Genomic DNA, 23,141 nt, shown 5'->3' on the forward strand with positions numbered 1-23,141 from the left:
GCCCGGCAAGCGACGTATCATGGGCCGGACTTCCCGAGGATGGCCCATGAACCTCAGTATCGTTTACGCCCTCGCCGCCGCCGCGCTGTTCGGCGCCAGCACCCCGCTCGCCAAAAGCCTCGGCCTGGGCCTCTCACCCATACTACTTGCGGGCCTGCTTTACCTCGGCAGCGGCATAGGCCTTGCCGGCGCACGCCTGATCCGCGATCGCGGTTGGGCACCCACCGGGCTCACCCCGTCGGAATGGCCCTGGCTACTTGGCGCCATCGCCTTCGGCGGCATCCTCGGCCCTGTCGCCCTTATGTTCGGCCTGACACGTACCGCCAGCGCCACCGCCTCGCTGATGCTCAACCTTGAATCGGTGCTGACCGCCGTGATCGCCTGGGTCGTATTCCGAGAAAACGCAGACCGCCGCATCATCCTTGGCATGCTCACTATTGTGCTGGGCGGCGTGGTGTTGTCCTGGACCGGCGCTGGCGTTAGCAGCCAGGATTGGACCGGGCCACTTGCCGTTGCGCTGGCGTGTTTGTGCTGGGGGATCGATAACAACCTGACGCGCAAGGTCTCTGCATCTGACGCGGTGTTTATCGCTGCAGCCAAGGGCTTGATTGCAGGGCTGGTAAATTGCAGCCTCGCGCTTTACCTCGGGGCGCAGATTCCCGGCGTGGCGCAACTGGCGCCTATCCTGCTGGTTGGGCTCCTCGGCTATGGCATCAGCCTGGTAATGTTCGTGCTGGCGCTACGCGGGCTGGGCAGTGCGCGCACCGGCGCCTACTTCTCGACGGCGCCCTTCCTCGGTGCCGCAGTGGCCTTGCTGGTGTTTGGAGAGTCGGTGACCCTGGCGTTCTGGATTGCTTCGGCGCTGATGGCCGTGGGTGTGTGGCTGCACCTGACGGAACGGCATGCCCATGAGCATCTGCATGAAGCGACGGAACATGGGCATCGGCATGTGCATGATGAGCATCATCAGCATGAGCATGGGTTTGAGTGGGATCCGAAGGAGGCCCATAGTCATGTGCATGTTCATGGTGTGATGAGGCATAGCCATGCGCATTTTCCGGATGTGCATCATCGGCATAGGCATTGAGCGGATGTATCAGGGCGGCTCTATTGGCCGCCCTGGTGGAGAGCAGGCCCGTTTAAGCGTGGTGGCCCGTGTAGCCTTTATGCTCATACTCCCACCCCCTGCATGCCAACCCGACATGCTTGGGAATCAGCGCTGCACCACTGCTGTACGCGGTGATAGTCCTACGAGAAAAGCCCAGTTCAACAGCAGCTGCGGAAAGGGATAAATTGTTACTGAGCATCCACTTTCTGAAATCCTGGGTCAGCATGACTTCACCAGATTGCTCCAACGCCAGGCGGTGCAACGTGACAGCGGACAGTTCCAGGTCATTACCCCATGTCACATCAAAGCCCCACTCACCCACTACCACTTGGCTGAATAGCGCCAAATCCAAGAGTGGTGTAAGCACAGGAAAAGTATTTATATGATCGGTGAGGTCAACAGTGTGTCGCTTACCGTTGTTCCATTCGATCTCCAAGGCATGCTTGCCGGCAACTGGTTGCACAGCAGAAATGCGAAGCTTGCTGGTCATATGTCAGTCCCTCCGGTTTTGTTCATCCCATACCCGTTTAAGATCAGCGATATGAGCTTTTGCCCAAAGCAGGGCAGCTTTCAAGGCTTTCTTCTCGGCGCCTGTACCGAGCACAACAAGCCCTTCTATCTGAACCAGCGACTCACCATCCGGCGTCTGCACGTGGAAATGCGGCGGCGCGTGGTCGTCGGGATAGATTTTTATTTTCCAGTTTCGTTCAGTGTGAAGGGTAGCCATGACGGAAGATGCTAGAGAAATATTTTCTCTAGCACAACCTCACTTTTTAATCCCATACGCCAAGACTCTACGATTCCTTCGGCACCCTGAGACGACTAGACAAGAAGCCGCAACAAGAGCCGTTCATACGAGCAACGTCCTACAGGCCAAGCAGAAATGTGGGGCTCCCGTTTCAAAATCGCAATGTCTATAGTCACCCGGTCGCCCATACGGCGGCCGAGTTTGGCGACTCGAAAACAAGACGGAACGTAGACGGCGTTATTTTCATGCGGCTGCCATCTTTGACGGCTTAGCGTGAAAAGCCTTCGTTGTTTTTATATTTGTCTTGTGGAATTACGCATGAACCAATACATAGCCCTCACCAGCAACGACAGCGCCACCCCTGCCCTTTTTGTCGATACCACCGTGCCGCTGGAAATACTCCTCGACGCCGCGACCTATCGACTTCGTGCCGTTACACAGGTCCTTGAAAACCTTGCTCTACGTAGTGAAATCAGTAGTGATGCGGTGGTGCTCAGTGATTTTGCGCTGCTCTGCTCAATTCCTCTGCGGGACGGGTGCGATTTGCTCGATGTTATTGGACGACGGATGGATGCGCCGAGCATATGACCTGAAAAACTAAGTTTTCAAACTCAAAAACCACAAGCCCTCTAGCTTCTTCCGAGCCAGAGGGTTCGTTTGATTCAAATTTGGTGGGGTCGAGATTAACGATTCACTCGTCTATTTTTTATAAAAATCACTGTTAGGCATGCGTGTAAAAGTATACATTCCCAACATCTGTATACGATGTATACGAGTGAGATTGAGGAGTCTTTTATGGCATCACCCGTGCTGTCATTTCGCGTGGAAGAGGAATTGGTTGAACAGCTTGATCAGTTGTCATTGGCAACGGATCGCGACCGCCAATATCACCTCAAGCGCGCCTTGGCTCGTTACGTTGAGGCCGAGTCATGGCATATCAACGCGATCGCTGAAGGTATCGCAGACGCAGAGGCAGGCAACCTCATAGATATGGACGCCGTAAAGGCTAAGTGGGTAAACCGTGCCAAAAATCGCGTTGACGGAAAAGGCGAACAGTGATCTAGAGTCGATCTACGAATACTATGAGTCACGCTTGGGGGCAGAAGCCGCCGAAGGGGTCGTGGCTCAAATCATTGAGGCGCTTGAGCAGCTGGAAACATTTACAGGTTTGGGCAGGCCCTCCCAAATTCCAGATGTCAGAGAACTGATCCTGTCCGGATTTCCTTTCATCGCCCCCTATCGTCTTGCTCACGGAATAATACAGATTCTGCGCATCCTGCATCAGCGCATGGAGCGCTCTGAAGACTGGTAATCACCAGCGCTCTACAGCGTGACAGCCTGGACGTCATCGGCATGCGGCAGCGCATCCTAAGCATTCAACAAATGCCCGTGTTCCCATGGATGTTCCGATAAGAGCCTTTTTTGACCCTCTGAAAACACAAAACCCCTGAAAACTTTAACGTTTTCAGGGGTTTTGTCGTTTCAAATTTGGCGGTGAAGGAGAGATTCGAACTCTCGATACAATTTCTTGTATACACACTTTCCAGGCGTGCTCCTTAAGCCACTCGGACACTTCACCGTATCTCGGCAAACCAGTTCAGTCTGTCGAGGCGCGCTAATGTAGTCGAAAGCCTTTCTGATGGCAAAGGTTTTTTTCAGAATTTTCATGCGGTTAGACGGTTATGCCGTGGCGCGCCTGATAACGGGCGGTGTTTCTGCCATTCTTGGGCAGGCCCGGCGCCGGTTTTGCGGGACTGCTGCGCTGTGCCGCGGGGCGTCTACCCTTGGGGATTGAGGAAAAGCCTGACCGGGTAGTCAGTCACAGCGCTTTACCCGCGAGGGCGTGGTGGGTAACGTCTGCTGCATTCTCTCTATAACAAGCCCTACAAGGAACCGCGTCATGAGTGAGTTGATTGCCTACCATTTCGAAGACGGTATCGCGACCCTGACCTTGAGCAACGGCAAGGTGAATGCCATTTCTCCGGCGGTGGTGAGCGAATTCAACGCTGCGCTGGATCAGGCCGAGAAGGATCGGGCGGTGGTGATCATCACGGGTACGCCGGGAATTTTGTCGGGTGGTTATGATTTGAAGGTGATGACCGCCGGCCCTAAAGAAGCGATCAGCCTGGTGACGTCGGGCTCGACCCTGGCGCGGCGTTTGTTGGCGCATCCGTTCCCGGTGATCGTGGCGTGCCCTGGGCATGCGGTGGCCAAGGGCGCGTTTTTATTGTTGTCGGCGGATTACCGCATTGGCGTGGAAGGCCCGTTCAGCATTGGTCTGAATGAAGTGGCAATCGGCATGACCATGCATCACGCTGGTATCGAGCTGGCGCGGGATCGTCTGCGCAAGTCGGCATTTCATCGGTCGGTGATCAATGCCGAAATGTTTGATCCGCAAGGCGCTTTGCAAGCCGGCTTCCTGGATAAGGTGGTGGCGCCGGAAGAGTTGCACGCTGCAGCGTTGGAAGCGGCGCGTCAGTTGAAGAAGATCAACATGAACGCCCACAAGCACACCAAGTTGAAAGTGCGTCGCGCACTGCTGGAAGCCCTGGACGAAGCAATCATCCAGGATCAGGGCCACAACCTGGGTTAATTCCCACACCTGCTTGATTAAAGCCCGACCTAGAGTCGGGCTTTTTCTTACAAATAAACCTGAAACATCTGTAACCGCTCTAGACGGCCTTTATCGGCATATGTGGAAACATGCGCTTAAACATCGCCTATCTCCTACATCTGTAGGGGCAATTGCCGAATACAGTGTACATCCGTACACTGCGCCACCTTTTGTCCCAATAGGCCGTGTCGATGCTGTTTCTGTTACGTATGTTGTTGATGAGCCTGCACTTTATGGTCGCCGGGGTATTGGGCGTGCTTATCGGTGTGTGCCGGCCGTTTAACCCGGATAACAGTCGTCTCTGCGCCCGCCTCTATGCGTTGCCAGCCATGTGGATTCTGCGCCTGAACGTGAAGACGGATGTGGATTCGCTGCGCAACAAACCCGGTACCTGTGTGGTGATCGCCAACCATCAGTCCAACTATGACCTGTTTGTGTTAGGCAATGTGGTGCCGCATCGCACGGTGTGCATCGCCAAGAAAAGCCTGAAATGGGTGCCGCTGTTCGGCCAGTTGTTCTGGCTGGCGGGCAATGTGCTGATCGACCGTGGCAATGCACACAAGGCGCGGCGTGCCATGCTCACCACCACCCATACGTTGCAGCATGAGGACACCTCGATCTGGGTGTTCCCCGAAGGCACGCGCAACCTGGGCAACGGGTTGTTGCCGTTCAAGAAAGGCGCGTTCCATATGGCAATTGCGGCCGGCGTGCCGATCGTGCCGGTGTGTGTCAGCACTTATGTGAAGCAGATGAAGCTCAATCGTTGGGACAGTGGGGATGTGCTCATACGTTCGCTGCCGCCGACTCCTACGATTGGCCTGACAGTGGACGACATCCCTCAGTTAATGATGACCTGTCAGACGCAGATGGATGAGTGCATTGCCCTGATGGACCGCGAACTTGTAGAAGCGAGCTTGCTCGCGAAAACCGAATAGGCGACGCGGGTCACCTGATAGCGCTGCGTCATCGTTGATGATCTTCGCGAGCAAGCTCGTTCCTACAAGGGAATGGGCAATGTCTGCCAGCAACAACGGAACGTCATTCAGGCTAAGCTGCCCAACATCTGTCCTCTTGATAAGAAGTGATCAGCACCATGGGTAGAGTTGTTGCGGCCGCCGTCTACAGTGCCGGAAAGAAAGTCTCGGATATCACCCTCGATGAAGGCGCGGCCTGGGCCGCCAAACCCGGACACTTTGTGTGGATCGGCCTGGAAGAGCCCAGCGCCCAGGAGTTGAACAACCTGCAACGCCAGTTCAACCTGCACGAACTGGCCATCGAAGACGCCATGGAAAAGCACAGCCGCCCGAAGCTGGAAACCTTCGGCGACGCGCTGTTTATCGTCACCTACTCACCAGTTCGTGAGAACGGCAAGCTGGAGTTTATCGAAACCCATATCTTTGCCGGCAACGGCTACATCATCACCGCACGCAATGGTCATTCTGCGTCCTACGGTTTTGTGCGCCAACGTTGTGAAGCGCGACCACTGTTGCTGGAGCATGGGGAAGACTTCGTACTCTATGCGCTGCTGGATTTCGTCACCGAAAACTACCAGCCGGTGAGCGAGGCGATCCATGCGGAGATTGATGAGCTGGAGCGCAATGTGCTGTGCAGTTCGCTGAGCGAGGGCGATATCCAGAACCTGCACGGCCTGCGCCGCGACGTGCTGCGGCTCAAGCGTTATGTGGCACCGATGGTGGAGATCAGCCAGGAGCTGCAGAAGCTGAGCTTTCCGTTTATCGACAAGAACATGCGCCCATACTTTCGCGACGTGCAGATCCATGTAACGCGGCAGATGGAAGACCTCACCACCCTGCGCGATATCGCCAGCCAGACCATCGAGATCGGTGTGTTACTGGAGGCCTCGCGCCAGAGCGTAGTGCAGCGCAAGTTCGCCGCGTGGGCGGCGATCCTGGCATTCCCCACGGCAGTGGCGGGGATTTATGGGATGAACTTCCAGAACATGCCCGAGCTGCAATGGCACTACGGCTATTTTGCGGTGCTCGGGTTTATTGCGCTGGGCTGCACAGGTTTATGGGCCAGCTTCAAGCGTTCGGGCTGGCTTTAACGCTGGCGTCCGGCTTGTGGGCGACAAAACGCATCATCCACTCCGCCACGGTTGCGCCGTGGTGGTCGCGTTCCAAGCTGGCAACGCCGTTGGTGTAAACCTTTTCCCCCAGGGTTGTCTGAAGAATCTCCAACAACTCGCGGGAATAGTCTTGGACAAATTCAGGGTGCCCCTGGAAGCACAACACCTGGTCACCGATGTGGTAAGCGGCAATCGGGCAAAACTCACTGGAGGCAATGACCGTGGCATTTTCCGGCAAGGTCGTGACCTGGTCCTGGTGACTGATCAATAGCGTCAGTTCCGGCACCTCGGGGCTCATCCACGGGGCCTTGGCATCCAGCTTGTAGTCATGGATGCCCATGCCCCAGCCTTGGCTCGCGCGCTCAGTCTTGCCGCCGAGCAGCAATGCCAGGAGTTGATGACCGAAGCAGATACCCAACAGCTTGTCACCGCGCTCGTAGCGCTCGAGCACATAGGTCTTGAGGGTCTGGATCCAAGGGTCGGTGCCAAAGGAATCGGCCTTGCTGCCAGTGATCAGGTATGCGTCAAACACTTCATCATCCGGCGGGTATTCGCCCTGCACAACGTTATAGACGACAAATTCGGCGGCAATCGGTTGCTTGGCGAACAGGCGCTTGAACATCTGCCCGTAACCTTGGTACTGATCGATCAAGCCTGGACGCAGGATATCGGTTTCCAGGATGCAGACGCGTAGCGACATAAAAAATACCTGACACGGCGATGGGAATATTGCACACCCCAGAGCCTGCCTTGAAATACACCCTCAAGGCAAGCTCCCCCTCCCACATTTTGCTCAGCGGAACACTTCCCCCTGTGCCGCTTTCTCCAGCAACAAAGCCGGCGGCGAGAAGCGCTCGCCATACTGCTCGGCCAGGTAACGGGCGCGGGCGACAAAGTCGTCCAGCCCGTACTGGTTGATAAACTGCAACGCCCCGCCACTCCACGCGGCAAAACCAATGCCGAAGATCGAACCGACGTTGGCGTCAGCCGTGGACATCAGCACGCCCTCCTCCACACAACGTACGGTTTCAATGGCCTGAATAAATAGCAAGCGGTCGCGCACGTCCTGAGCTGAAATGCGCTTGTCGGGCTGTTCGAAGCGGTTTTTCAACTCGGGCCACAGCTGCTTCTGGCCACCGGCTGGATAATCGTAAAAACCGCCGCCCGCCGCCTTGCCCGTGCGCTTGTATTCGTTCACAAGCAAATCGATCACCGCGGTCGCCGGATGGTTCGGCAGTGCCTTACCTTCGGCCTGTAGATCCTTGGCGGTTTGCTGTCGGATATGACTCATCAGGCTGAGGGAAACTTCATCGGACACCGCCAGCGGCCCCACCGGCATGCCGGCCTTGCGCGCTTCGGTTTCGATCATCGGCGCGGCCACGCCTTCGCCGAGCATGGCGATGCCTTCGTTGGTGAACGTGCCAAACACCCGCGAAGTGAAGAAGCCACGACTGTCATTGACCACAATCGGGGTTTTCTTGATTTGCAGGACGAAGTCGAAACCTCGGGCCAGGGTTTCGTCGCTGGTGTGGGCGCCCTTGATGATTTCCACCAGGGGCATCTTGTCCACGGGGCTGAAGAAGTGCAGGCCGATAAACTTGGCTTGATCGGGGACTGCCGTGGCCAGGCCGCTGATCGGCAAGGTGGAGGTGTTGGAGGCGATCACTGCGTCGGCACCGACCACGCTTTGTGCGGCGGCCGAGACCCTGGCTTTGAGTTCGCGGTCTTCGAACACCGCCTCGATGATCAGGTCGCAGCCGGCCAGATCAGTATCATCCTGCGTCGGATGAATGCGCGCCAGGGTGGTTTCCCGCTGCTCGGCGGTCAATTGCCCACGGCTGACCTTCTTGTCCAGCAACGCTGCCGAGTGTGCCTTGCCTTTCTCGGCGGCAGCGAGGTTGATGTCCTTGAGCACCACGTCGATGCCGGCACAAGCGCTGACATACGCAATGCCGGCGCCCATCATCCCGGCCCCGAGCACACCGACCTTGTGTGTGACGTAAGGGGCAAAACCCTGGGGCCGCGAGCTGCCGGCGTTGATTTCATTAAGCTGGAACCAGAAGGTGCCGATCATGTTTTTCGCCACTTGCCCGGTCACCAGTTCGGTGAAGTAGCGGGTTTCGATCAGGTGCGCGGTATCGAAGTCCACCTGGGCGCCTTCCACGGCGGCGCAGAGGATTTTCTCCGGCGCCGGGAAGCAGCCATTGGTTTTGCTGCGCAAAATCGATGGGGCAATGGCGAGCATCTGCGCGACTTTGGGATTTGACGGCGTACCACCTGGGATCTGATACGCCTTGTTGTCCCACGGTTGCTTTGCCTCAGGATTAGCGAGAATCCAGGCCCGTGACTTGCTCAGCAGCTCATCACGATCAGCCGCCAGCTCATCAATCAAACCTGCTTGCAGGGCCTGGGCGGCCCGGACTTTTTTACCCTCGAGCAAGTACGGCAGGGCTTTTTCCAGGCCCAGCATGCGCACCATGCGCACTACCCCGCCACCGCCCGGCAACAGACCAAGGGTGACTTCCGGCAGGCCGAGCTGAACAGCTTTGTCGTCCAGCGCGACCCGATGATGGCAGGCCAGGCAGATCTCCCAGCCGCCGCCCAAGGCCGCGCCATTGATCGCAGCCACCACCGGCTTGCCGAGGGTTTCCAGGCGCCGCAACTGCGCCTTCAACACCAGCACGCTGGCGTAGAAATCCTTGGCGTGAGCCTTGTCGACCTTGATCAGTTCATTGAGATCGCCACCGGCAAAAAAGGTCTTTTTGGCAGAGGTGATCACCACCCCGGCGATGCCGTCTTTTTCTGCCTCCAGGCGCGTGACGGTGGCCGCCATGGCCTCGCGATACGCTGCGTTCATGGTGTTGGCGCTCTGGCCGGGCATGTCCAGGGTCAGCACCACGATCTGGTCCTGGCCTTTTTCGTAACGAATGGCGTCGGTCATGACAGATTCCTTAGGCTCAGAGGCGTTCGATAATGGTGGCGATACCCATGCCGCCGCCGACACAGAGCGTGGCCAGGCCGTAGCGTTGCTGACGCACCTCCAGCTCATCGAGCAAGGTGCCGAGGATCGCGCAACCGGTGGCGCCAAGCGGGTGGCCCATGGCGATGGAGCCGCCGTTGACGTTGACCCGGGCGGCGTCGATGCCCATGTCCTTGATAAACTTGAGCACCACCGAGGCGAACGCTTCGTTGACCTCGAACAGGTCGATGTCTTCAACCCGCAGGCCGGCCTTGGCCAGGGCCTTGCGAGTGGCTGGCGCCGGGCCGGTGAGCATGATGGTCGGGTCGGTGCTGGTCACGGCCGTGGCAACAATGCGCGCCCGCGGTTGCAGGCCGAGTTCGCGACCTTTGGCCTCAGAGCCGATCAACATCAATGCGGCGCCGTCGACGATGCCGGAGCTGTTGCCCGGAGTGTGCACATGCTGGATGCGCTCCACATGGCTGTAGACCCGCAGTGCGGTGGCGTCGAAGCCCATCTGGCCCATCATTTCGAAGCTGGGCTTGAGCTTGCCCAAGCCCTCAAGGGTGGAGCCGCCGCGGATAAACTCGTCATGGTCCAGCAGCACGATACCGTTCTGGTCCTGCACTGCGATCAGCGACTTGTTGAAGGAACCGTCCGCCCGTGCCCGGGCGGCTTTCTGCTGGGACTGCAGGGCAAAGGCGTCCACATCCTGGCGGCTGAAGCCTTCCAGGGTGGCGATCAGGTCGGCGCCGATACCTTGGGGCGTGAAGTGGCTGTGCATATTGGTTTGCGGGTCGAGCACCCAGGCGCCGCCATCGCTGCCCATGGGTACCCGGGACATGGATTCGACGCCGCCGACGACGACCAGGTCTTCGAAGCCTGAACGCACCTTCATCGCGCCCAGGTTGACCGCCTCCAGGCCCGAGGCACAAAAGCGATTGACCTGGACGCCGGCGACGCTGATGTCCCAGTCCGCTGCCAACGCGGCAGTCTTGGCGATATCGGCGCCCTGGTCGCCCACGGGAGTGACGCAGCCGAGCACGATGTCATCCACCTGGCGCGTATCAAGCTCGCTGCGTTGCGCCAGCGCATTGAGCAAGCCGGCCACCAGGTTTACCGGCTTGACGCTGTGCAGGGCACCGTCGGCCTTGCCCTTGCCCCGGGGCGTGCGTACCGCATCAAAGATCAAAGCTTGGGTCATGACATCCTCGAGCCGCTGTGGGTGTATGCCCCTTACCTTAGGCCCGATTGACACGGTTTCAATGACGGATGCGCTCAATGCTTTTGACCCCCTCGCTCGGACGAACGGTAGGTAGCTACGGAAAATGCCTGATTAAACGTTTTAGCTGTCTAGCCCTAGGGCTGGCGCCAAGATGGCAATAAGCCTCATGCCTTTTTTAGCGCAAATGCTGATTAGCTGATATGAAATGGATCTAAGCGAAGTCGAACGCGCGCTCTAAGGTTGAACCTGTAGGGCGCTGCTGCCGGGTCTTGCTGGAGCAGCTGTAAGAAAAGTGCAACGTCAGCTCGCGATACTGGAATAAAACGGCACGCATTTGACGCTCAGGAATAACAACAAATAGGCAGTCAGCCATGTTCAAACATTCGAAAGTACGTCAGGCAGGACTTATTCTGTTCGCCACCACACTGATTCTGATCTTGCCCAACCTAACCAAGGTGCTCGGGTGACGCCCCGCCCCCCAGAAGCCGTGCATATACAGCACCAGGCCTGCAGCTTTTGGCAGCACCTGCCGGAACAGTGCGCTTAGCACTGCCGTTGCGGGCGCTGTCTTTTTTACCTGTCAATTTCCGGTATCGTGAGCGCCATCGCCACCTTGCATCGGGCCGCTGCCTTGAAATCGATCCTCGCCTTATTTGCCCTGCTGCTGAACCTTCCTGCAGCCGCTGCGCAACTCACCATCGACTTGGACCACACCAGCCGGACCTGGCAGACCGCCGATCTGCTCAAGCACCCGCAGGCACAGACGGTACAGATCGTCGATGACGTGTCCTACAAGCGCGACATGACCTATCGCGCGGTACCCCTGGCGGTGCTCCTGCCGGACCTGAACCCTGCGAGCCACTTGCAAGCGGTTGCCCTGGATGGTTTCGCCGCCGAACTGTCTGCCGCGCCGTTGTTGGAAAAGACCGGTGCCCGCGCCTGGTTGGCGGTGGAAGACCCGGCTCATCCATGGCCCGCCCTGGCGCAAGGCAAACCGAGCGCCGGGCCGTTTTACCTGGTGTGGACCCAACCCGAAGCCGGGCACATCAGCCCGGAACAGTGGCCCTTCCAGGTATCCAGAATCAAGCAATTGCAGACGGTTGCCGAACGTTTTCCCGCGTTGTTGCCCGACCCGAAACTGGCCGCAAATGACCCGATCAACCAAGGCTTTGCGTTGTTCCAGAAGAACTGCCTGGCCTGCCACCGCCTCAACGGTGCCGGCGATGCCCAAGTGGGACCGGACCTGAACATTCCCTACAACCCCACCGAGTATTTCGGCGGTGATTTCCTCAAGCGTTATATCCGTGACCCGCAAAGCCTGAGGCACTGGCCACAGGCAAAGATGCCGGCGTTTGCTGCCAGTGTATTGCCGGATAACGAGCTGGATATGCTGGTCGAGTATTTGCAGCATATGGCGGGGCGCAAGCACCAACCTTAAGTCTGGAGCAATTCAAAAGTTATTGCTGCTGCACTGAAACCACGGTCGGTGCCACGAATACCTTGGCATGCATCTGCTCATGCCCGCCCCCACGGCGCATACCGCGTACCGGGCAGGCGTCGAGGTAGTCCAGGCCCACGGCCAGTTTCAAGTGCCGCTCCGGCCGGGCCAGTTGGTTGGTCACGTCAAAACTGTACCAGGCGTCATCCAGCCAGGCTTCGGCCCAGGCGTGACTGGCCAGATGTGCGCAGTCTTCGGTGTACAAATACCCCGACACATACCGCGCAGGAACTCCCAGGCTGCGTGCGCAGGCGAGAAATGCATGGGTATGGTCCTGGCACACGCCCGCAGCGCCTGCAAAGGCCTGGGCGGCACAGGTGTCGACTTCGGTAGCCCCCGGCGTGTAGATCATCGCTTGGTTGAGGGCCTGCATCAGGTCAATGAGCGCCGTGCGGTCGCGACGCTGGTGGCAATGCTGCTCGGCAAACCGGCGCAGGGCTTCATCGGGCTCGGTCAGACGCGTGCAGCGCAGGAACGGCCAGGCAGACTGGCTTTCGTGTTCGGCCTCGCGCAACTCGTCGATCTCCACCTGGCCACGGGCGCCGATGATAATGGCGTCGTGAGGTTCGTCCAGGGTCAGCACATGCAGGATATTACCGAAGGGGTCCACCTGCGCCCGCACCGGGCGTGGCAGGTCGAGCTGCCAGCTCAATACGTGCTGGCGTTCGCTGTCATGGGGCGTGAGCCGCAGGTACTGGATGCTGGCGCGCACTTGGTCTTGGTAGTGGTAGGTGGTTTCGTGGCTGATGGAGAGTCTCATGCCGCCTCCAGGTAGGAACTGTAGATGGCGTCGCCCAATTGGCGGACCAAGGGGATAAAGTCGGTCAGCCAGGCATGCAGGCCTTCCTCGAGGATTTCGTCGATCGCGGTAAAGCGCAGGCGCGCGTCCATCTCGGCGGCCAGGCGCTGGGCCGGGCGGCCGTTGAGGCCAGGCAGGCTGGCGAGCACTTGGTCGATTTCCTCGCTGCAGGCCCGCAGCGAGCGCGGGACATCGGCGCGTAACAGCAGCAGTTCAGCCACTTGCCGGGACCCCGGCGCATCACGATAAATCTCGGTGTAGGCCTCGAACGACGACAACGCACGCAGCAGTGCACTCCATTGGTAATACGCGTGAGCCGTGCCATCGCTGACCGACGCGGCCTGGTCGCCGGCCATTTCGTAGCGCGCATCCAGCAGGCGCAAGGTGTTATCGGCGCGCTCGATAAAGGTGCCCAGGCGGATAAAGCGGAAGGCATCGTTACGCATGATGGTGCCGTAGGTGGCGCCGCGGAACAGATGGGAACGCTCCTTGACCCACTCACAAAACCGGCTCATGCCGTATCGGCTCAGCCCCTGCTGGGCGATATCGCGAATGTCCAGCCAGGTGGCGTTGATGTTTTCCCACATGTCAGCGGTGATTCGCCCACGTACCGCATGGGCGCTGGCCCGTGCAGCGCCCAGACAACTGTAGATACTGGCCGGGTTAGCGGCATCCAGCGCGAAGAAGTGCAGCAGGCGTTCGGCATGCAATTGGCCGTGGCGCTCGTGGTAATCCTCCAGGGTGCCGGTGATCAACAACGGCATGGCCAGTTCGTGCAGTCCGTCGCCGCGCCCATCCTGGGGCATCAGCGACAGTGAATAGCTGACGTCGAGCATGCGTGCGAGGTTTTCGGCACGTTCCAGATAGCGCGACATCCAGTACAAATCCGAGGCAGTTCTACTCAACATGGCATCAGTCCTCGACCACCCAGGTGTCTTTAGTGCCGCCGCCCTGGGACGAGTTGACCACCAGCGATCCTTCGCGCAGGGCCACGCGAGTCAGGCCGCCGGGCACCACGCGGGTTTCCTTGCCGGACAGCACGAACGGGCGCAGGTCGATATGTCGTGGGGCGATACCGTTTTCGACAAAGGTCGGGCAGGTGGATAAACACAGGGTCGGCTGCGCGATATAAGCGTGGGGCTTGGCCTTGATGCGCGCACGGAAGGCTTCGATTTCCGCCGCCGTGGACGCCGGGCCAACCAACATGCCATAGCCGCCGGAGCCCTGGGTTTCCTTGACCACCAAATCGGGCAGGTGGGCCAGTACGTGGGACAATTCGTCGGGATTACGGCATTGAAAGGTCGGAACGTTCTGCAGAATGGGCTCTTCGTCCAAGTAGAAGCGAATCATTTCAGGGACGAACGGGTAAACCGATTTGTCGTCCGCCACTCCCGTGCCGATGGCATTGGCCAGCACCACATTGCCGCAACGATAGGCCGCAAGCAGACCGGGCACGCCGAGCATGGAGTCCGGGTTGAAGGCCAACGGGTCGAGGAAGGCATCATCTAGGCGGCGGTAGATCACATCCACGGCCTTTGGGCCGTCGGTGGTGCGCATGAACACACGGTCATCGCGTACGAACAGGTCCGCCCCCTCCACCAGCTCCACGCCCATTTCCCGGGCAAGAAAGGCATGCTCGAAGAACGCGCTGTTGAAGCGCCCCGGGGTCAGCACCACCACACTGGGGTTATCCAAAGGGCTGGCGCTTTTCAGGGTATCGAGCAACAGGTTGGGGTAGTGGTCGATGGGCGCGATGCGCTGGGCTGCAAACAGTTCCGGGAACAGGCGCATCATCATCTTGCGATCTTCGAGCATGTAGCTGACGCCACTGGGCGTGCGCAGGTTGTCTTCCAGTACGTAGTAGGTGCCGTCACCATCGCGTACGAGGTCGACCCCGGAAATGTGGGAATACAGATCACGGTGCAGGTCCAGGCCCTGCATTGCCAACTGATACTGCTCGTTGGCCAGTACCTGCTCGGCGGGAATAATGCCGGCCTTGATAATGCGTTGGCCGTGGTACAGGTCGGCGAGGAACATGTTCAATGCCTTGACCCGTTGGATGCAGCCGCGCTCGACAACCCGCCACTCGCTGGCCGGAATACTGCGCGGAATGGTATCGAAGGGAATCAGGCGCTCAGTGCCCAGCTCATCCCCATAGAGGGTGAAGGTGATACCGGCGCGGTGGAACAGCAAATCGGCTTCACGCCGACGCTGGGCCAGCAATTCGGTGGGGGTGTCGGCCAACCAGCGGGCGAACTCGCGGTAATGAGGACGGACCTGCCCTGCCCCATCGTACATTTCATCGTAATAAGTGCGGATCATGCCGTACTCCTTGTCACCCGGACGCGAGAACCTTCGCAAGGCCCGTGCCAGCGGCATAAACACTTAATAATCAACGATTTGAATAATTCAGGCGACTTCGTCGCACCATTCCGGTGCGTAGAACGTGCCCGTTGCATGTCGCACGCTTCATTGCAACGCGGCCCTTGGCTATCGATAGCATAGCCAGAGTTGATTTCACTGCCCGGCCGGCGCTGCGGATAATCACCTCCATCGGCTGAACAGGACATGTCCTACAGCGAAACCCTTTGTGCAAGCGGTACTGTGTTACTTCGTGTACTGATCTGCTCCCTCGAGCTTCCCTTTCCGCCACCCTACTGGGGTGGCTTTTTTTTGCATGTAACAAAACCAGTGCAGGTCACCCCCAAACAAAATCGGCCGACCCAAAGGTCAGCCGATACGCTGCGCTGCTCATAAAAACCAACTACATGGGTAACCCACGCACCTCCTGCTTGACGCCCCATCCTTCGATGATCCCACCCAGGGGCTCGACCACCGCCTCGAAGTCTTGCTCGAAGTCTCCTATGCCGTCGTAGGTTGCAAACATGATTTTGCTCAGTTCCAGGTACCACGCGCCATCGTCGCGCGCGCTGACCTGGGCATTCAGGGATTCGCCACGAAATCGACCCGCAGCCCTGCGCGCCCGTTCCTCATCCGGGAAAATGGCGTAGAACTCAATGGGGTGAAAACGCGAGAAATCGAAGCCGCCTTCTTTCATGCGGCGCAGGACGTTGGTACTGATGTCTTCTTGATAGGCTGTGCTCATGAAAAGTGCTCCTCAAATGATGGATAGACTTTCCGTGCTTCCCGAAGCTCGCGCCCTACTGGCGCGAGTACTACGGCAGGAACAACACCGCTGGAAAACAAGCATGTAGCTGACAAGACCAGACCTTAGCGATTCATTCGCTGATCTCGATTGCAGAGTAGCGCGAAGCTATCACCTCCACCAGAGGTGCTTGATGGGTCTAACGGAAATATTCAGGCCGCGGGTTCGACCTTGAGGTCCTTGATACCATTTTGATCATGCAGGCTCTTGACCGTGGGCTCGGGAACACGATCGGCAAGATCGTTAAGGTCCAGCTTTTCTAACACCGGCGACACACGCACCCGCACCATCTGTGCGGCTTCTTCCAGCGTCGGCTCATGCTCGCAGTCGAATTGCTCGACTACCGGCTCGCCACGGTCATTGATGAAAGAAACATTCCACTTCGGCATCGGTGCCTCCTCGATAAAACCCTATGTGTGGGCTTACATCTATCTGGACCTTGAGGCTTCGCCAAACGTTCCACCCAAGGCAGGAGGCACCGGATCAGTTGCGCTTATTTTTCAGCGCGTCCCTTAAGGGCCTTCAGGGTATTGAACGGCGCCTCCACCACGAACTTGTTGGCCAACCAAGACGGCACGCTGCCGCCCGGCTCGGTGTGCACTTGGTAGATCACTTCGGTCTCATTGGCGCCCTTGGGCACCAGTTTCCAGAAGCCTTCGACCTGAGCGACCCGTACATAGCCTTTTTCTTCCGGCTTGTAGGTAGGCACGCCCTGCAAGGTGCGGGTTACGCTGCCATCGGCGTTTTTAGCGGTTGTGACATGAATATACGAGTCACGATCACTCACCGGAAACGGTGCCTTGAATTGCGTGTAGGTCCAGGCCTCGTCGCCTTTCTTGTCGACCAGTTTCTGGGATTTACACTCGTGAATCCACGCGCAGGCACCCGCCACGTCTTCTTGCAATGCAACGATCTTGGCCACAGGCGCCTTGATCACGGTCACGCCGCGATACGCTTTGTACTTGGAGCCGGCAACTTCGCTCAGGGACACCTTGATACCGTCTTCGTCCTTGGCCACTTGCCATTCCTCAGCTTGGGCAGTAGCAGCAAACAGCAGTGTAAAACCGCACAACACGGCCAGTCGTTTCAGCGAACCCATTGTTGTATTCCTTATTGTTGAAGTTCCAATAGTAAAGCCCATCAAGCCGCCGTCATCTGCTCCCACCAGCCGATCAAGCGAATTGCATCGGCCTGGTCATTGCCACAGACCTCGATATCAGCCTTGAAATCACTGCACACCGCCGGCCGTTCAGGCAGGCCGAACAGCTGGCACAGTTGTCCGACCGACAGGTGCAGGCAGCGAACGCCTGCAGGCTTGCCCTGGGGCATTCCGGGCAGCGGCGAACTGATGGAGGGGGCGATGCAGCATGCGCCACAGCCTTCACGGCATTTCATGACCAGCAGGTCCTCGACGACTCAATAGGGATGGCCGGGCTAGAGTACGCCCTTAAACAGCCGTTTTAAAATGGTCAAACAGGGGTTTTTCGCGCAAAACAAAAGTGACCGACCAGTCTGCGACAGATGGTCGGCAACCTGGGTCACGCGTAGCGGCAAAGTTTATTGCTTGAATTCGAAATCCAGCGCGGCACCTTCAACATCACGGCGCTCATCGTTGCGCAGTTGCAGCTTCATCTCATTGCTGAGCAAGCGGCCGTTGATCTGGAACGCACTGTTGTCGGTGGGCTTTTCGCCAAACATCGGCGGCAGCAAGGGCACGCTCTTGGGCTTGGGCATGGTGCCGATCGGCTGCAACAGCCTGACCATGTCCGAGGGCAGCGAAAGGTCCAACTGTGCCGGTGGCAATTTAGTCTGGGCGACTTCATGGGCAGACTTGGACTTGCTCGCAACGGGCGCGCGCTTTTTGCTCGCTGCGGCTTTTTTCTGTGTGGCCGGGGCTTTTTTCACGGGCGTCGGCTTCTTCACGGAGGCCTTCTGCTCAACACTGGCAGCCGGCGTGCTATCGCCCACCGGCGTGGCTGCCAGCACCCCGCTAACATTGCACAGGCTCAACAAGCCAATCACCAAGGTAACGCGAAAAATAGATGTCATATCGCCAACAGCGTTAACGGCAGAAGGCCATATGCTCGCTTGTTGTGCACGGCATGACAAGGGCGCAGATCAATGCTGTCCCCTTTGCACGCCTCAAAAACCCGCCGCAGTCTCCTGGCACAGCTGGCTGGCCAGCATGCCCAAGGTCATCAACGCCCGCTCTGCCTCGCGGTTCCAGGGAGTACCGCAGTTGAGGCGAATACAGTGGTTGAACTGTTCCGTATTACTGAAGATCAGCCCCGGCGCAATACTGATGCCCTGTTGCAGGGCACGTACGTGCAGTTCCTGCGTATTGACCCGACCCGGCAAACTGACCCACAGGATAAAGCCGCCGGTTGGACGGGTCATCTGGGTACCTTCGGGGAAATATTGCTGCACCGCCAGTTGGAAGGCGCTGAGGTTCTTGCGGTATTCCTGGCGGATGTAGCGCAGGTGGCGGTCGTAGCCACCGTTTTCCAGGTAAGCCGCGACACCCATCTGGGTAACACTGCATGCTGAGTGGGTACTGAACATCTGCAGGCGCTGGATCTCCTGCTGGTACTTGCCGGCGATCATCCAGCCGATGCGCACACCTGGGGACAAGGTCTTGGAAAAACTCGAGCAGTAGATGACCCGGTCAAGGCGGTCGTAGGCTTTCAGAGCCTTGGTGCGACCCAGTTCGAACATCAGCTCGCCGTAGATATCGTCCTCGACGATCTGGATATCGAAATCCGACGCCAGGCGCAGCAGTTGTTTCTGGCGCTCCTCGGGCATGGTGCCACCCAGGGGGTTGCTCAGGCGCGCGGTGAGCACCAGCGCCTTGATTGACCATTGGTTGGCGGCCAGTTGCAGGGCTTCCAGGCTCATTCCCGTGGCTGGGTCGCTGGGGATCTCGATAACTTTCAGGCCGAGCAAATCGGCGAGTTGCAACAAGCCGTAGTAAGTCGGTGATTCGGCGGCGATCAGGTCGCCAGGCCGCGTGAGCACGCGCAAGGACATCTGCAACGCGTCGACGCAGCCGTGGGTGATCACCACCTCGGAAGGGTCTACCACCACACCGGCATCGCGCATGCGGATCGCCACCTGGCGGCGGAGCGGTTCAAAGCCTGGGCTGAACATGTAGCTGAAGGCCCGCGGGCTCTGGAACCGTGTGACCTTGGCCAATTGCTGGTGCAGCGCCCGTACAGGAAGATAGTCGACACTCGGCACCGCGGCGCCCAAGGGGAACACCCCTTCACGGCGCGACTCGACCAATACCTGCTGGATGATACTGCTGCGGGTGACCAAGCCTGGACGTTCGACCCGCGCAATATCTGGCGTCGGCGCCGTGAGTGCGGGTGTCTGGTGCACGTAATAGCCCGACTGCGGCCGCGCCCGGATCAGCCCCTGGTCTTCCAGGTTGGCATAGGCCTGCAGCACCGTGGCATGGCTCACATTGAGCTGGGAACTCATCTTGCGCACCGACGGCACGCGCTCCCCCGGTTGATAGACACCGCGTCGGATGTCCTCAGCCAGTTGCTGGGCAATACGCTGGTAAAGCAACAGATTGGTCATGACGCAGCACTCGATTTCACGGGTATTTTATTTTTGTGTGAAACATACCAGCACAGTTTAGAAGTGTACGGGGACAGTTGTCACGATAGTCGAGCGCGGGTGGGAGTGATAGCAAAAACTTTAAAGGGAGTACGCCTGACAAAATGTGGGAGGGGGCTTGCTCCCGATAACGGTGTATCAGTCAAAAATGTTGCAACTGAACTACCGCTATCGGGAGCAAGCCCCCTCCCACATTGAATTTCGTCAGACTTCAGCGAGCAGCGCCCAGTTGGCCTTTCTCGTCGGAGAATACGATTTCCACGCGGCGATTCTGTGCGCGGCCTCGTTCGGAGGCGTTGGCTTCTACCGGATACTGATCGCCATAACCCTGGACCTCGATACGCTTGTCATCGATACCCAGGTCCATCAACAGGTCCGCCACCGATTGGGCACGGTCGCGGGACAGTTTCAGGTTCTCCTGCTCGCCCCCGGTGTTGTCGGTGTAGCCCTCGATGCGCACACGACGCTTGGGGTTAAGTTGCAGAAACTGCACGATCTTCAACACCGTGCGATTGGCCGAGTTGGCCAGTTCCGCTTCGCCGGTGTCGAACAGCACATCTCCCAGCGTCATCACCAAGCCACGGTCGGTCTGGGTGGTGAGGCTGGCAATTTGTGCTTCAACCCACTTGCCCTGTTGCTGCACGCTGGCCAGTTTGTTTTCGCGCAGGGCCAGTTGCAGGCGCTGGCGTTCCAATTCGAGTTGGGCGCCGCGTTCTGCGTTGAGGCCTTGCTCGGTGTGTTCACGGGCGATGGCACTGTAGCGCTGGCTCAGGTAGGCGTAATGCACCACATCGGCGCCGCTGCCCCAGTAGCTGGACAAGCGATCGGCACGGGCCAGGGACTCGCCGGCGCGGATCACATCCTTGGGGGCGAAGCGCAGCACGTTGGCGTCCTCCTTGACCTTCTGAAAGTCATCGCCGGCCTGTTGCAACGCCTGCTCGCTGCTGGGTTGACTGGCGCACCCGCCGAGGGCTGCGCTGCCCAGCAGCAACACACAGCCTAAACTACGGATCATCGGGCTCATTGCGCGTCTCCCAACTGCAGCTGCTTACGCAGGCGGGTGATGCGGGTATTGAGCACGTTCAATTGCTCCTGGCTCTTGGCGGTGAGTACTTTAGCCTCGGCGAGACGCGCATCCAGCTCAGCCTGCTCGGCTCGCATACGCGCACGCTTGTAGGATTGGTCGGCCATGTTCGCCTTGGCCCTGGCGAATTTTTCTTCGGCCAGTTTCAGCTCGGGCGATTCGTCGGCGTTGACCCCGACCGCGGTGGCTTGCTCCAAGGCTTGCTGGGTCAGGCGCATTTGTTCATTCGGCGCAGGATCGGTTGCACATCCCGCCAGAGCGACAACGGCGAGGGCCGCGAAAAGAGGTCGAAAAATCACTGTAAATCCCTACTGTGTTGGGGTGCCGACGGGCTGTTGCAGTTGCGCCTTCCAGCGCTCCAGATTGCGCTGCAGCGCGGCTTGCGCGACACCGGACGCGGGCAATTCTGTCATCTTTTTCGCCAACTGTCCGCGCAGCCATGGATCATTGCACGCTGAGTTGTGGGAAATCGCCAGGTACAAGCCGGGCTGATCGACAGGCTCTTCATGGGCGACCAAGTCGTCACTCATGCCCAACGTCTGGGCCATGGCCATGCCGGAATAGCGCCCGGCCAGCACGTAATCCACCTCACCCAGCAACAGTTTCTGGAATGCCGGCGTCAGATTGGGCAGGCGTTGCAGGCTGAGCTGCTGGCTGGCGAAGGTTTCGAATTCAGCGCTCAAGCGGGCGCGCTCCGATACCGCGCCCTTGTGGCCATGCAGGTCAGCCACTGAGGTGTAGGCCAGCTGTGAATCCTTACGTGTCCAGACCAGGTAATCGGTCTGCATCAACGCCGGATGGATGTAGTCGAAGTTATCCAGTTCACCGAGGTTCAGCGGCGCGTCGGCGAGGATGTCCATGCGCCCGCTGCGCGCTTCATCCAGGGCCAGGGAGCGTTTGCCGCCGTAGAGCAGGTCGATTTTCAGCCCGAGGTCCTTGCCCACTTGTTGCAGCACCTCGGCGGTAGCGCCGATCAGGTGCGTCGGGTCCTGGGGGTCACGCCACAACAAAGGTGGGGCATCAGGGCTGCCGGTGATCACCAGGCGCTCGCACTTGCCGGCGGCCAGTGACAGGCTCGGCAGCAGCACAAGGCCCAGCAGTACAGTCCAGGGACGCAGCTCCATGGCATGTTCCTTCGTAAAGTTCTTGGTAGGAGCGAGCTTGCTCGCGAAAAACGTCAACGATAACGCGTGCTTTCTGAATAAATGCATCGCCTGGGAGTTTTTCGCGAGCAAGCTCGCTCCTACAGGGAATAAAAAAGCCCGGTCACAAGACCGGGCTCTTTATAAGTGAAGCGGCTGGATTAGACCAGCTTCTCCAACTCAGGTACGGCTTCGAACAAGTCCGCCACCAGGCCGTAATCGGCGACCTGGAAGATCGGCGCCTCTTCGTCCTTGTTGATCGCGACGATCACCTTGGAGTCCTTCATACCGGCCAAGTGCTGGATCGCGCCGGAGATACCGACGGCAATATACAGCTGTGGCGCAACGATCTTGCCGGTCTGGCCGACCTGCATATCGTTGGGTACGAAACCTGCGTCGACGGCTGCGCGGGAAGCGCCGACCGCAGCGCCCAGCTTATCGGCCAGGGCGTACAGGTGCTTGAAGTTGTCACCGTTCTGCATGCCGCGGCCGCCGGAAACGACAATCTTGGCAGCCGTCAGCTCAGGGCGATCGGACTTGGCCAGCTCTTCGCCAACAAAACTGGACGTGCCAGCGTCGTGGGCAGCAGAGACGGCTTCAACGGCGGCCGAACCACCTTCGGCGGCAACCGGATCGAAACCGGTGGCGCGTACGGTAATGACCTTGATCGCTGCGTTGGATTGCACGGTGGCGATGGCGTTACCGGCATAGATCGGGCGCTTGAAGGTATCGGCGCTTTCTACCGAGATGATCTCGGAGATCTGGTCAACGTCCAGTTGCGCGGCAACCCGTGGCAGGATGTTTTTGCCATTGGAAGTGGCGGCAGCCAGGATGTGGCTGTAGTTTTTGCCCAGCTCCGCAACCAGAGGAGCCACGTTTTCCGGCAGCTGGTGCGCGTAAGCGGCATTGTCAGCGTTCAGGACTTTGCTTACGCCCGCGATTTTCGCAGCGGCTTCAGCCACGGCACCAGCGCCTTGGCCGGCCACCAATACGTGGATGTCGCCACCGATTTTAGCGGCTGCGGCCACGGTGTTCAGGGTGGCCGGGGCCAGCACCTTGTTATCGTGTTCGGCGATTACGAGGATAGTCAT

Annotated in this window: 26 protein-coding genes and 1 tRNA gene; 8 read left to right on the top strand and 19 right to left on the bottom strand. The window is 58.7% G+C overall.

Annotated elements, in window-relative coordinates:
* Window positions 1-46 precede the first annotated feature (46 nt).
* On the top strand, window positions 47-1,087 hold the full coding sequence (locus ASD70_RS03580; RefSeq protein ID WP_056845671.1) for a DMT family transporter: 1,041 nt from the start codon (window positions 47-49) through the stop codon (window positions 1,085-1,087).
* Between the two features lie 52 nt (window positions 1,088-1,139).
* Here ASD70_RS03580 and ASD70_RS03585 read toward each other — a convergent pair whose 3' ends face one another.
* Both ASD70_RS03585 and ASD70_RS03590 read right to left on the bottom strand, forming a co-directional pair.
* Complete coding sequence (locus ASD70_RS03585; RefSeq protein WP_056845672.1) at window positions 1,140-1,598, bottom strand: DUF2442 domain-containing protein; 459 nt, start codon at window positions 1,596-1,598, stop codon at window positions 1,140-1,142.
* A 3-nt stretch (window positions 1,599-1,601) separates the two neighbouring features.
* Window positions 1,602-1,835 (bottom strand): DUF4160 domain-containing protein, encoded by a 234-nt coding sequence (locus ASD70_RS03590; RefSeq protein ID WP_056845673.1) that lies wholly within the window; start codon window positions 1,833-1,835, stop codon window positions 1,602-1,604.
* 339 nt (window positions 1,836-2,174) lie between these two features.
* On the opposite strand from ASD70_RS03590, the gene ASD70_RS03595 reads away from it, so the two are divergent.
* The 3 genes from ASD70_RS03595 (at window position 2,175) to ASD70_RS03605 (ending at window position 3,168) form a co-directional block, all read left to right on the top strand.
* Window positions 2,175-2,444: a hypothetical protein gene (locus ASD70_RS03595; RefSeq protein ID WP_046071631.1), complete on the top strand. Its 270-nt coding sequence runs from the start codon at window positions 2,175-2,177 to the stop codon at window positions 2,442-2,444.
* 207 nt (window positions 2,445-2,651) lie between these two features.
* Window positions 2,652-2,915, top strand: a complete 264-nt coding sequence (locus tag ASD70_RS03600; protein ID WP_046071630.1) for a CopG family ribbon-helix-helix protein — start codon at window positions 2,652-2,654, stop codon at window positions 2,913-2,915.
* Complete coding sequence (locus ASD70_RS03605) at window positions 2,878-3,168, top strand: type II toxin-antitoxin system RelE/ParE family toxin (RefSeq protein WP_046071629.1); 291 nt, start codon at window positions 2,878-2,880, stop codon at window positions 3,166-3,168. The genes ASD70_RS03600 and ASD70_RS03605 overlap by 38 nt, the downstream gene beginning before the upstream one ends.
* Before the next feature lie 177 nt (window positions 3,169-3,345).
* On the opposite strand, the gene ASD70_RS03610 is transcribed toward ASD70_RS03605, so the two are convergent.
* Window positions 3,346-3,435 (bottom strand) — tRNA-Ser (locus ASD70_RS03610).
* A gap of 321 nt (window positions 3,436-3,756) precedes the next feature.
* Here ASD70_RS03610 and ASD70_RS03615 point away from each other — a divergent pair.
* The 3 genes from ASD70_RS03615 (at window position 3,757) to ASD70_RS03625 (ending at window position 6,535) form a co-directional block, all read left to right on the top strand.
* Window positions 3,757-4,449: a crotonase/enoyl-CoA hydratase family protein gene (locus tag ASD70_RS03615; protein ID WP_056845674.1), complete on the top strand. Its 693-nt coding sequence runs from the start codon at window positions 3,757-3,759 to the stop codon at window positions 4,447-4,449.
* A gap of 212 nt (window positions 4,450-4,661) precedes the next feature.
* Window positions 4,662-5,405 (top strand): 1-acylglycerol-3-phosphate O-acyltransferase, encoded by a 744-nt coding sequence (locus tag ASD70_RS03620; protein WP_046069114.1) that lies wholly within the window; start codon window positions 4,662-4,664, stop codon window positions 5,403-5,405.
* Window positions 5,406-5,563: 158 nt separating this feature from the next.
* Complete coding sequence (locus tag ASD70_RS03625) at window positions 5,564-6,535, top strand: magnesium and cobalt transport protein CorA (protein ID WP_043047199.1); 972 nt, start codon at window positions 5,564-5,566, stop codon at window positions 6,533-6,535.
* Here ASD70_RS03625 and ASD70_RS03630 read toward each other — a convergent pair.
* The 3 genes from ASD70_RS03630 to ASD70_RS03640 form a co-directional block, all read right to left on the bottom strand.
* A complete protein-coding gene (locus ASD70_RS03630; protein WP_043047168.1) occupies window positions 6,513-7,256 on the bottom strand; it encodes an amidotransferase in 744 nt (247 codons plus the stop codon). The two genes, ASD70_RS03625 and ASD70_RS03630, sit on opposite strands and share 23 nt — an antisense overlap.
* Window positions 7,257-7,349: 93 nt before the next feature.
* On the bottom strand, window positions 7,350-9,497 hold the full coding sequence (locus tag ASD70_RS03635; RefSeq protein ID WP_056845675.1) for a 3-hydroxyacyl-CoA dehydrogenase NAD-binding domain-containing protein: 2,148 nt from the start codon (window positions 9,495-9,497) through the stop codon (window positions 7,350-7,352).
* Between the two features lie 16 nt (window positions 9,498-9,513).
* A complete protein-coding gene (locus ASD70_RS03640; RefSeq protein ID WP_056845676.1) occupies window positions 9,514-10,719 on the bottom strand; it encodes an acetyl-CoA C-acetyltransferase in 1,206 nt (401 codons plus the stop codon).
* Between the two features lie 652 nt (window positions 10,720-11,371).
* On the opposite strand from ASD70_RS03640, the gene ASD70_RS03645 reads away from it, so the two are divergent.
* Entirely contained in the window at window positions 11,372-12,178 is an 807-nt protein-coding gene (locus ASD70_RS03645; RefSeq protein WP_056845688.1) for a c-type cytochrome, read from the top strand.
* Window positions 12,179-12,197: 19 nt separating this feature from the next.
* Here ASD70_RS03645 and ASD70_RS03650 read toward each other — a convergent pair whose 3' ends face one another.
* From ASD70_RS03650 to ASD70_RS03710, 13 genes are all read right to left on the bottom strand, one after another.
* Window positions 12,198-12,998: a transglutaminase family protein gene (locus ASD70_RS03650; protein WP_046069118.1), complete on the bottom strand. Its 801-nt coding sequence runs from the start codon at window positions 12,996-12,998 to the stop codon at window positions 12,198-12,200.
* Complete coding sequence (locus tag ASD70_RS03655; protein ID WP_046069119.1) at window positions 12,995-13,945, bottom strand: alpha-E domain-containing protein; 951 nt, start codon at window positions 13,943-13,945, stop codon at window positions 12,995-12,997. The genes ASD70_RS03650 and ASD70_RS03655 overlap by 4 nt, the downstream gene beginning before the upstream one ends.
* A gap of 4 nt (window positions 13,946-13,949) precedes the next feature.
* Window positions 13,950-15,359, bottom strand: coding sequence for a circularly permuted type 2 ATP-grasp protein (locus ASD70_RS03660; protein ID WP_056845677.1), 1,410 nt, complete (start codon window positions 15,357-15,359; stop codon window positions 13,950-13,952).
* A 442-nt stretch (window positions 15,360-15,801) separates the two neighbouring features.
* Entirely contained in the window at window positions 15,802-16,143 is a 342-nt protein-coding gene (locus tag ASD70_RS03665; RefSeq protein ID WP_003193463.1) for a ribonuclease E inhibitor RraB, read from the bottom strand.
* A gap of 212 nt (window positions 16,144-16,355) precedes the next feature.
* A complete protein-coding gene (locus ASD70_RS03670) occupies window positions 16,356-16,592 on the bottom strand; it encodes a hypothetical protein (RefSeq protein WP_046069121.1) in 237 nt (78 codons plus the stop codon).
* Between the two features lie 104 nt (window positions 16,593-16,696).
* Window positions 16,697-17,302, bottom strand: a complete 606-nt coding sequence (locus ASD70_RS03675) for an START domain-containing protein (protein WP_056845678.1) — start codon at window positions 17,300-17,302, stop codon at window positions 16,697-16,699.
* Window positions 17,303-17,343: 41 nt separating this feature from the next.
* The gene (locus ASD70_RS03680; RefSeq protein WP_043047177.1) at window positions 17,344-17,598 is read right to left on the bottom strand and encodes a YkgJ family cysteine cluster protein; all 255 of its coding nucleotides are present in this window, start codon (window positions 17,596-17,598) and stop codon (window positions 17,344-17,346) included.
* A gap of 162 nt (window positions 17,599-17,760) precedes the next feature.
* Window positions 17,761-18,252 (bottom strand): hypothetical protein, encoded by a 492-nt coding sequence (locus ASD70_RS03685; protein ID WP_046069123.1) that lies wholly within the window; start codon window positions 18,250-18,252, stop codon window positions 17,761-17,763.
* A 93-nt stretch (window positions 18,253-18,345) separates the two neighbouring features.
* Window positions 18,346-19,785, bottom strand: coding sequence for an aminotransferase-like domain-containing protein (locus ASD70_RS03690; RefSeq protein ID WP_056845679.1), 1,440 nt, complete (start codon window positions 19,783-19,785; stop codon window positions 18,346-18,348).
* A gap of 250 nt (window positions 19,786-20,035) precedes the next feature.
* Window positions 20,036-20,848 (bottom strand): OmpA family protein, encoded by an 813-nt coding sequence (locus tag ASD70_RS03695; protein ID WP_056845680.1) that lies wholly within the window; start codon window positions 20,846-20,848, stop codon window positions 20,036-20,038.
* Window positions 20,845-21,207 (bottom strand): DUF4398 domain-containing protein, encoded by a 363-nt coding sequence (locus ASD70_RS03700; protein ID WP_046069126.1) that lies wholly within the window; start codon window positions 21,205-21,207, stop codon window positions 20,845-20,847. Before ASD70_RS03700 ends, ASD70_RS03695 begins: the two co-directional genes overlap by 4 nt.
* A gap of 9 nt (window positions 21,208-21,216) precedes the next feature.
* Entirely contained in the window at window positions 21,217-22,032 is an 816-nt protein-coding gene (locus ASD70_RS03705; RefSeq protein ID WP_056845681.1) for a substrate-binding periplasmic protein, read from the bottom strand.
* A 179-nt stretch (window positions 22,033-22,211) separates the two neighbouring features.
* On the bottom strand, window positions 22,212-23,141 hold the full coding sequence (locus ASD70_RS03710; protein WP_046069128.1) for an electron transfer flavoprotein subunit alpha/FixB family protein: 930 nt from the start codon (window positions 23,139-23,141) through the stop codon (window positions 22,212-22,214).

The sequence above is a fragment of the Pseudomonas sp. Root569 genome, from assembly GCF_001427465.1.
GTDB lineage: Bacteria > Pseudomonadota > Gammaproteobacteria > Pseudomonadales > Pseudomonadaceae > Aquipseudomonas > Aquipseudomonas synxantha.

What these genes read in the sequence shown, in the direction of transcription:
- ASD70_RS03685 (WP_046069123.1), bottom strand. Translation starts at nt 18,252, where the DNA reads ATGACATCTATTTTTCGCGTTACCTTGGTGATTGGCTTGTTGAGCCTG.
- ASD70_RS03680 (WP_043047177.1), bottom strand. Translation starts at nt 17,598, where the DNA reads ATGAAATGCCGTGAAGGCTGTGGCGCATGCTGCATCGCCCCCTCCATC.
- ASD70_RS03620 (WP_046069114.1), top strand. Translation starts at nt 4,662, where the DNA reads ATGCTGTTTCTGTTACGTATGTTGTTGATGAGCCTGCACTTTATGGTC.
- ASD70_RS03675 (WP_056845678.1), bottom strand. Translation starts at nt 17,302, where the DNA reads ATGGGTTCGCTGAAACGACTGGCCGTGTTGTGCGGTTTTACACTGCTG.
- ASD70_RS03655 (WP_046069119.1), bottom strand. Translation starts at nt 13,945, where the DNA reads ATGTTGAGTAGAACTGCCTCGGATTTGTACTGGATGTCGCGCTATCTG.
- ASD70_RS03640 (WP_056845676.1), bottom strand. Translation starts at nt 10,719, where the DNA reads ATGACCCAAGCTTTGATCTTTGATGCGGTACGCACGCCCCGGGGCAAG.
- ASD70_RS03705 (WP_056845681.1), bottom strand. Translation starts at nt 22,032, where the DNA reads ATGGAGCTGCGTCCCTGGACTGTACTGCTGGGCCTTGTGCTGCTGCCG.
- ASD70_RS03590 (WP_056845673.1), bottom strand. Translation starts at nt 1,835, where the DNA reads ATGGCTACCCTTCACACTGAACGAAACTGGAAAATAAAAATCTATCCC.
- ASD70_RS03615 (WP_056845674.1), top strand. Translation starts at nt 3,757, where the DNA reads ATGAGTGAGTTGATTGCCTACCATTTCGAAGACGGTATCGCGACCCTG.
- ASD70_RS03630 (WP_043047168.1), bottom strand. Translation starts at nt 7,256, where the DNA reads ATGTCGCTACGCGTCTGCATCCTGGAAACCGATATCCTGCGTCCAGGC.
- ASD70_RS03625 (WP_043047199.1), top strand. Translation starts at nt 5,564, where the DNA reads ATGGGTAGAGTTGTTGCGGCCGCCGTCTACAGTGCCGGAAAGAAAGTC.
- ASD70_RS03665 (WP_003193463.1), bottom strand. Translation starts at nt 16,143, where the DNA reads ATGAGCACAGCCTATCAAGAAGACATCAGTACCAACGTCCTGCGCCGC.
- ASD70_RS03670 (WP_046069121.1), bottom strand. Translation starts at nt 16,592, where the DNA reads ATGCCGAAGTGGAATGTTTCTTTCATCAATGACCGTGGCGAGCCGGTA.
- ASD70_RS03585 (WP_056845672.1), bottom strand. Translation starts at nt 1,598, where the DNA reads ATGACCAGCAAGCTTCGCATTTCTGCTGTGCAACCAGTTGCCGGCAAG.
- ASD70_RS03580 (WP_056845671.1), top strand. Translation starts at nt 47, where the DNA reads ATGAACCTCAGTATCGTTTACGCCCTCGCCGCCGCCGCGCTGTTCGGC.
- ASD70_RS03695 (WP_056845680.1), bottom strand. Translation starts at nt 20,848, where the DNA reads ATGAGCCCGATGATCCGTAGTTTAGGCTGTGTGTTGCTGCTGGGCAGC.
- ASD70_RS03595 (WP_046071631.1), top strand. Translation starts at nt 2,175, where the DNA reads ATGAACCAATACATAGCCCTCACCAGCAACGACAGCGCCACCCCTGCC.
- ASD70_RS03650 (WP_046069118.1), bottom strand. Translation starts at nt 12,998, where the DNA reads ATGAGACTCTCCATCAGCCACGAAACCACCTACCACTACCAAGACCAA.
- ASD70_RS03600 (WP_046071630.1), top strand. Translation starts at nt 2,652, where the DNA reads ATGGCATCACCCGTGCTGTCATTTCGCGTGGAAGAGGAATTGGTTGAA.
- ASD70_RS03710 (WP_046069128.1), bottom strand. Translation starts at nt 23,141, where the DNA reads ATGACTATCCTCGTAATCGCCGAACACGATAACAAGGTGCTGGCCCCG.
- ASD70_RS03635 (WP_056845675.1), bottom strand. Translation starts at nt 9,497, where the DNA reads ATGACCGACGCCATTCGTTACGAAAAAGGCCAGGACCAGATCGTGGTG.
- ASD70_RS03660 (WP_056845677.1), bottom strand. Translation starts at nt 15,359, where the DNA reads ATGATCCGCACTTATTACGATGAAATGTACGATGGGGCAGGGCAGGTC.
- ASD70_RS03690 (WP_056845679.1), bottom strand. Translation starts at nt 19,785, where the DNA reads ATGACCAATCTGTTGCTTTACCAGCGTATTGCCCAGCAACTGGCTGAG.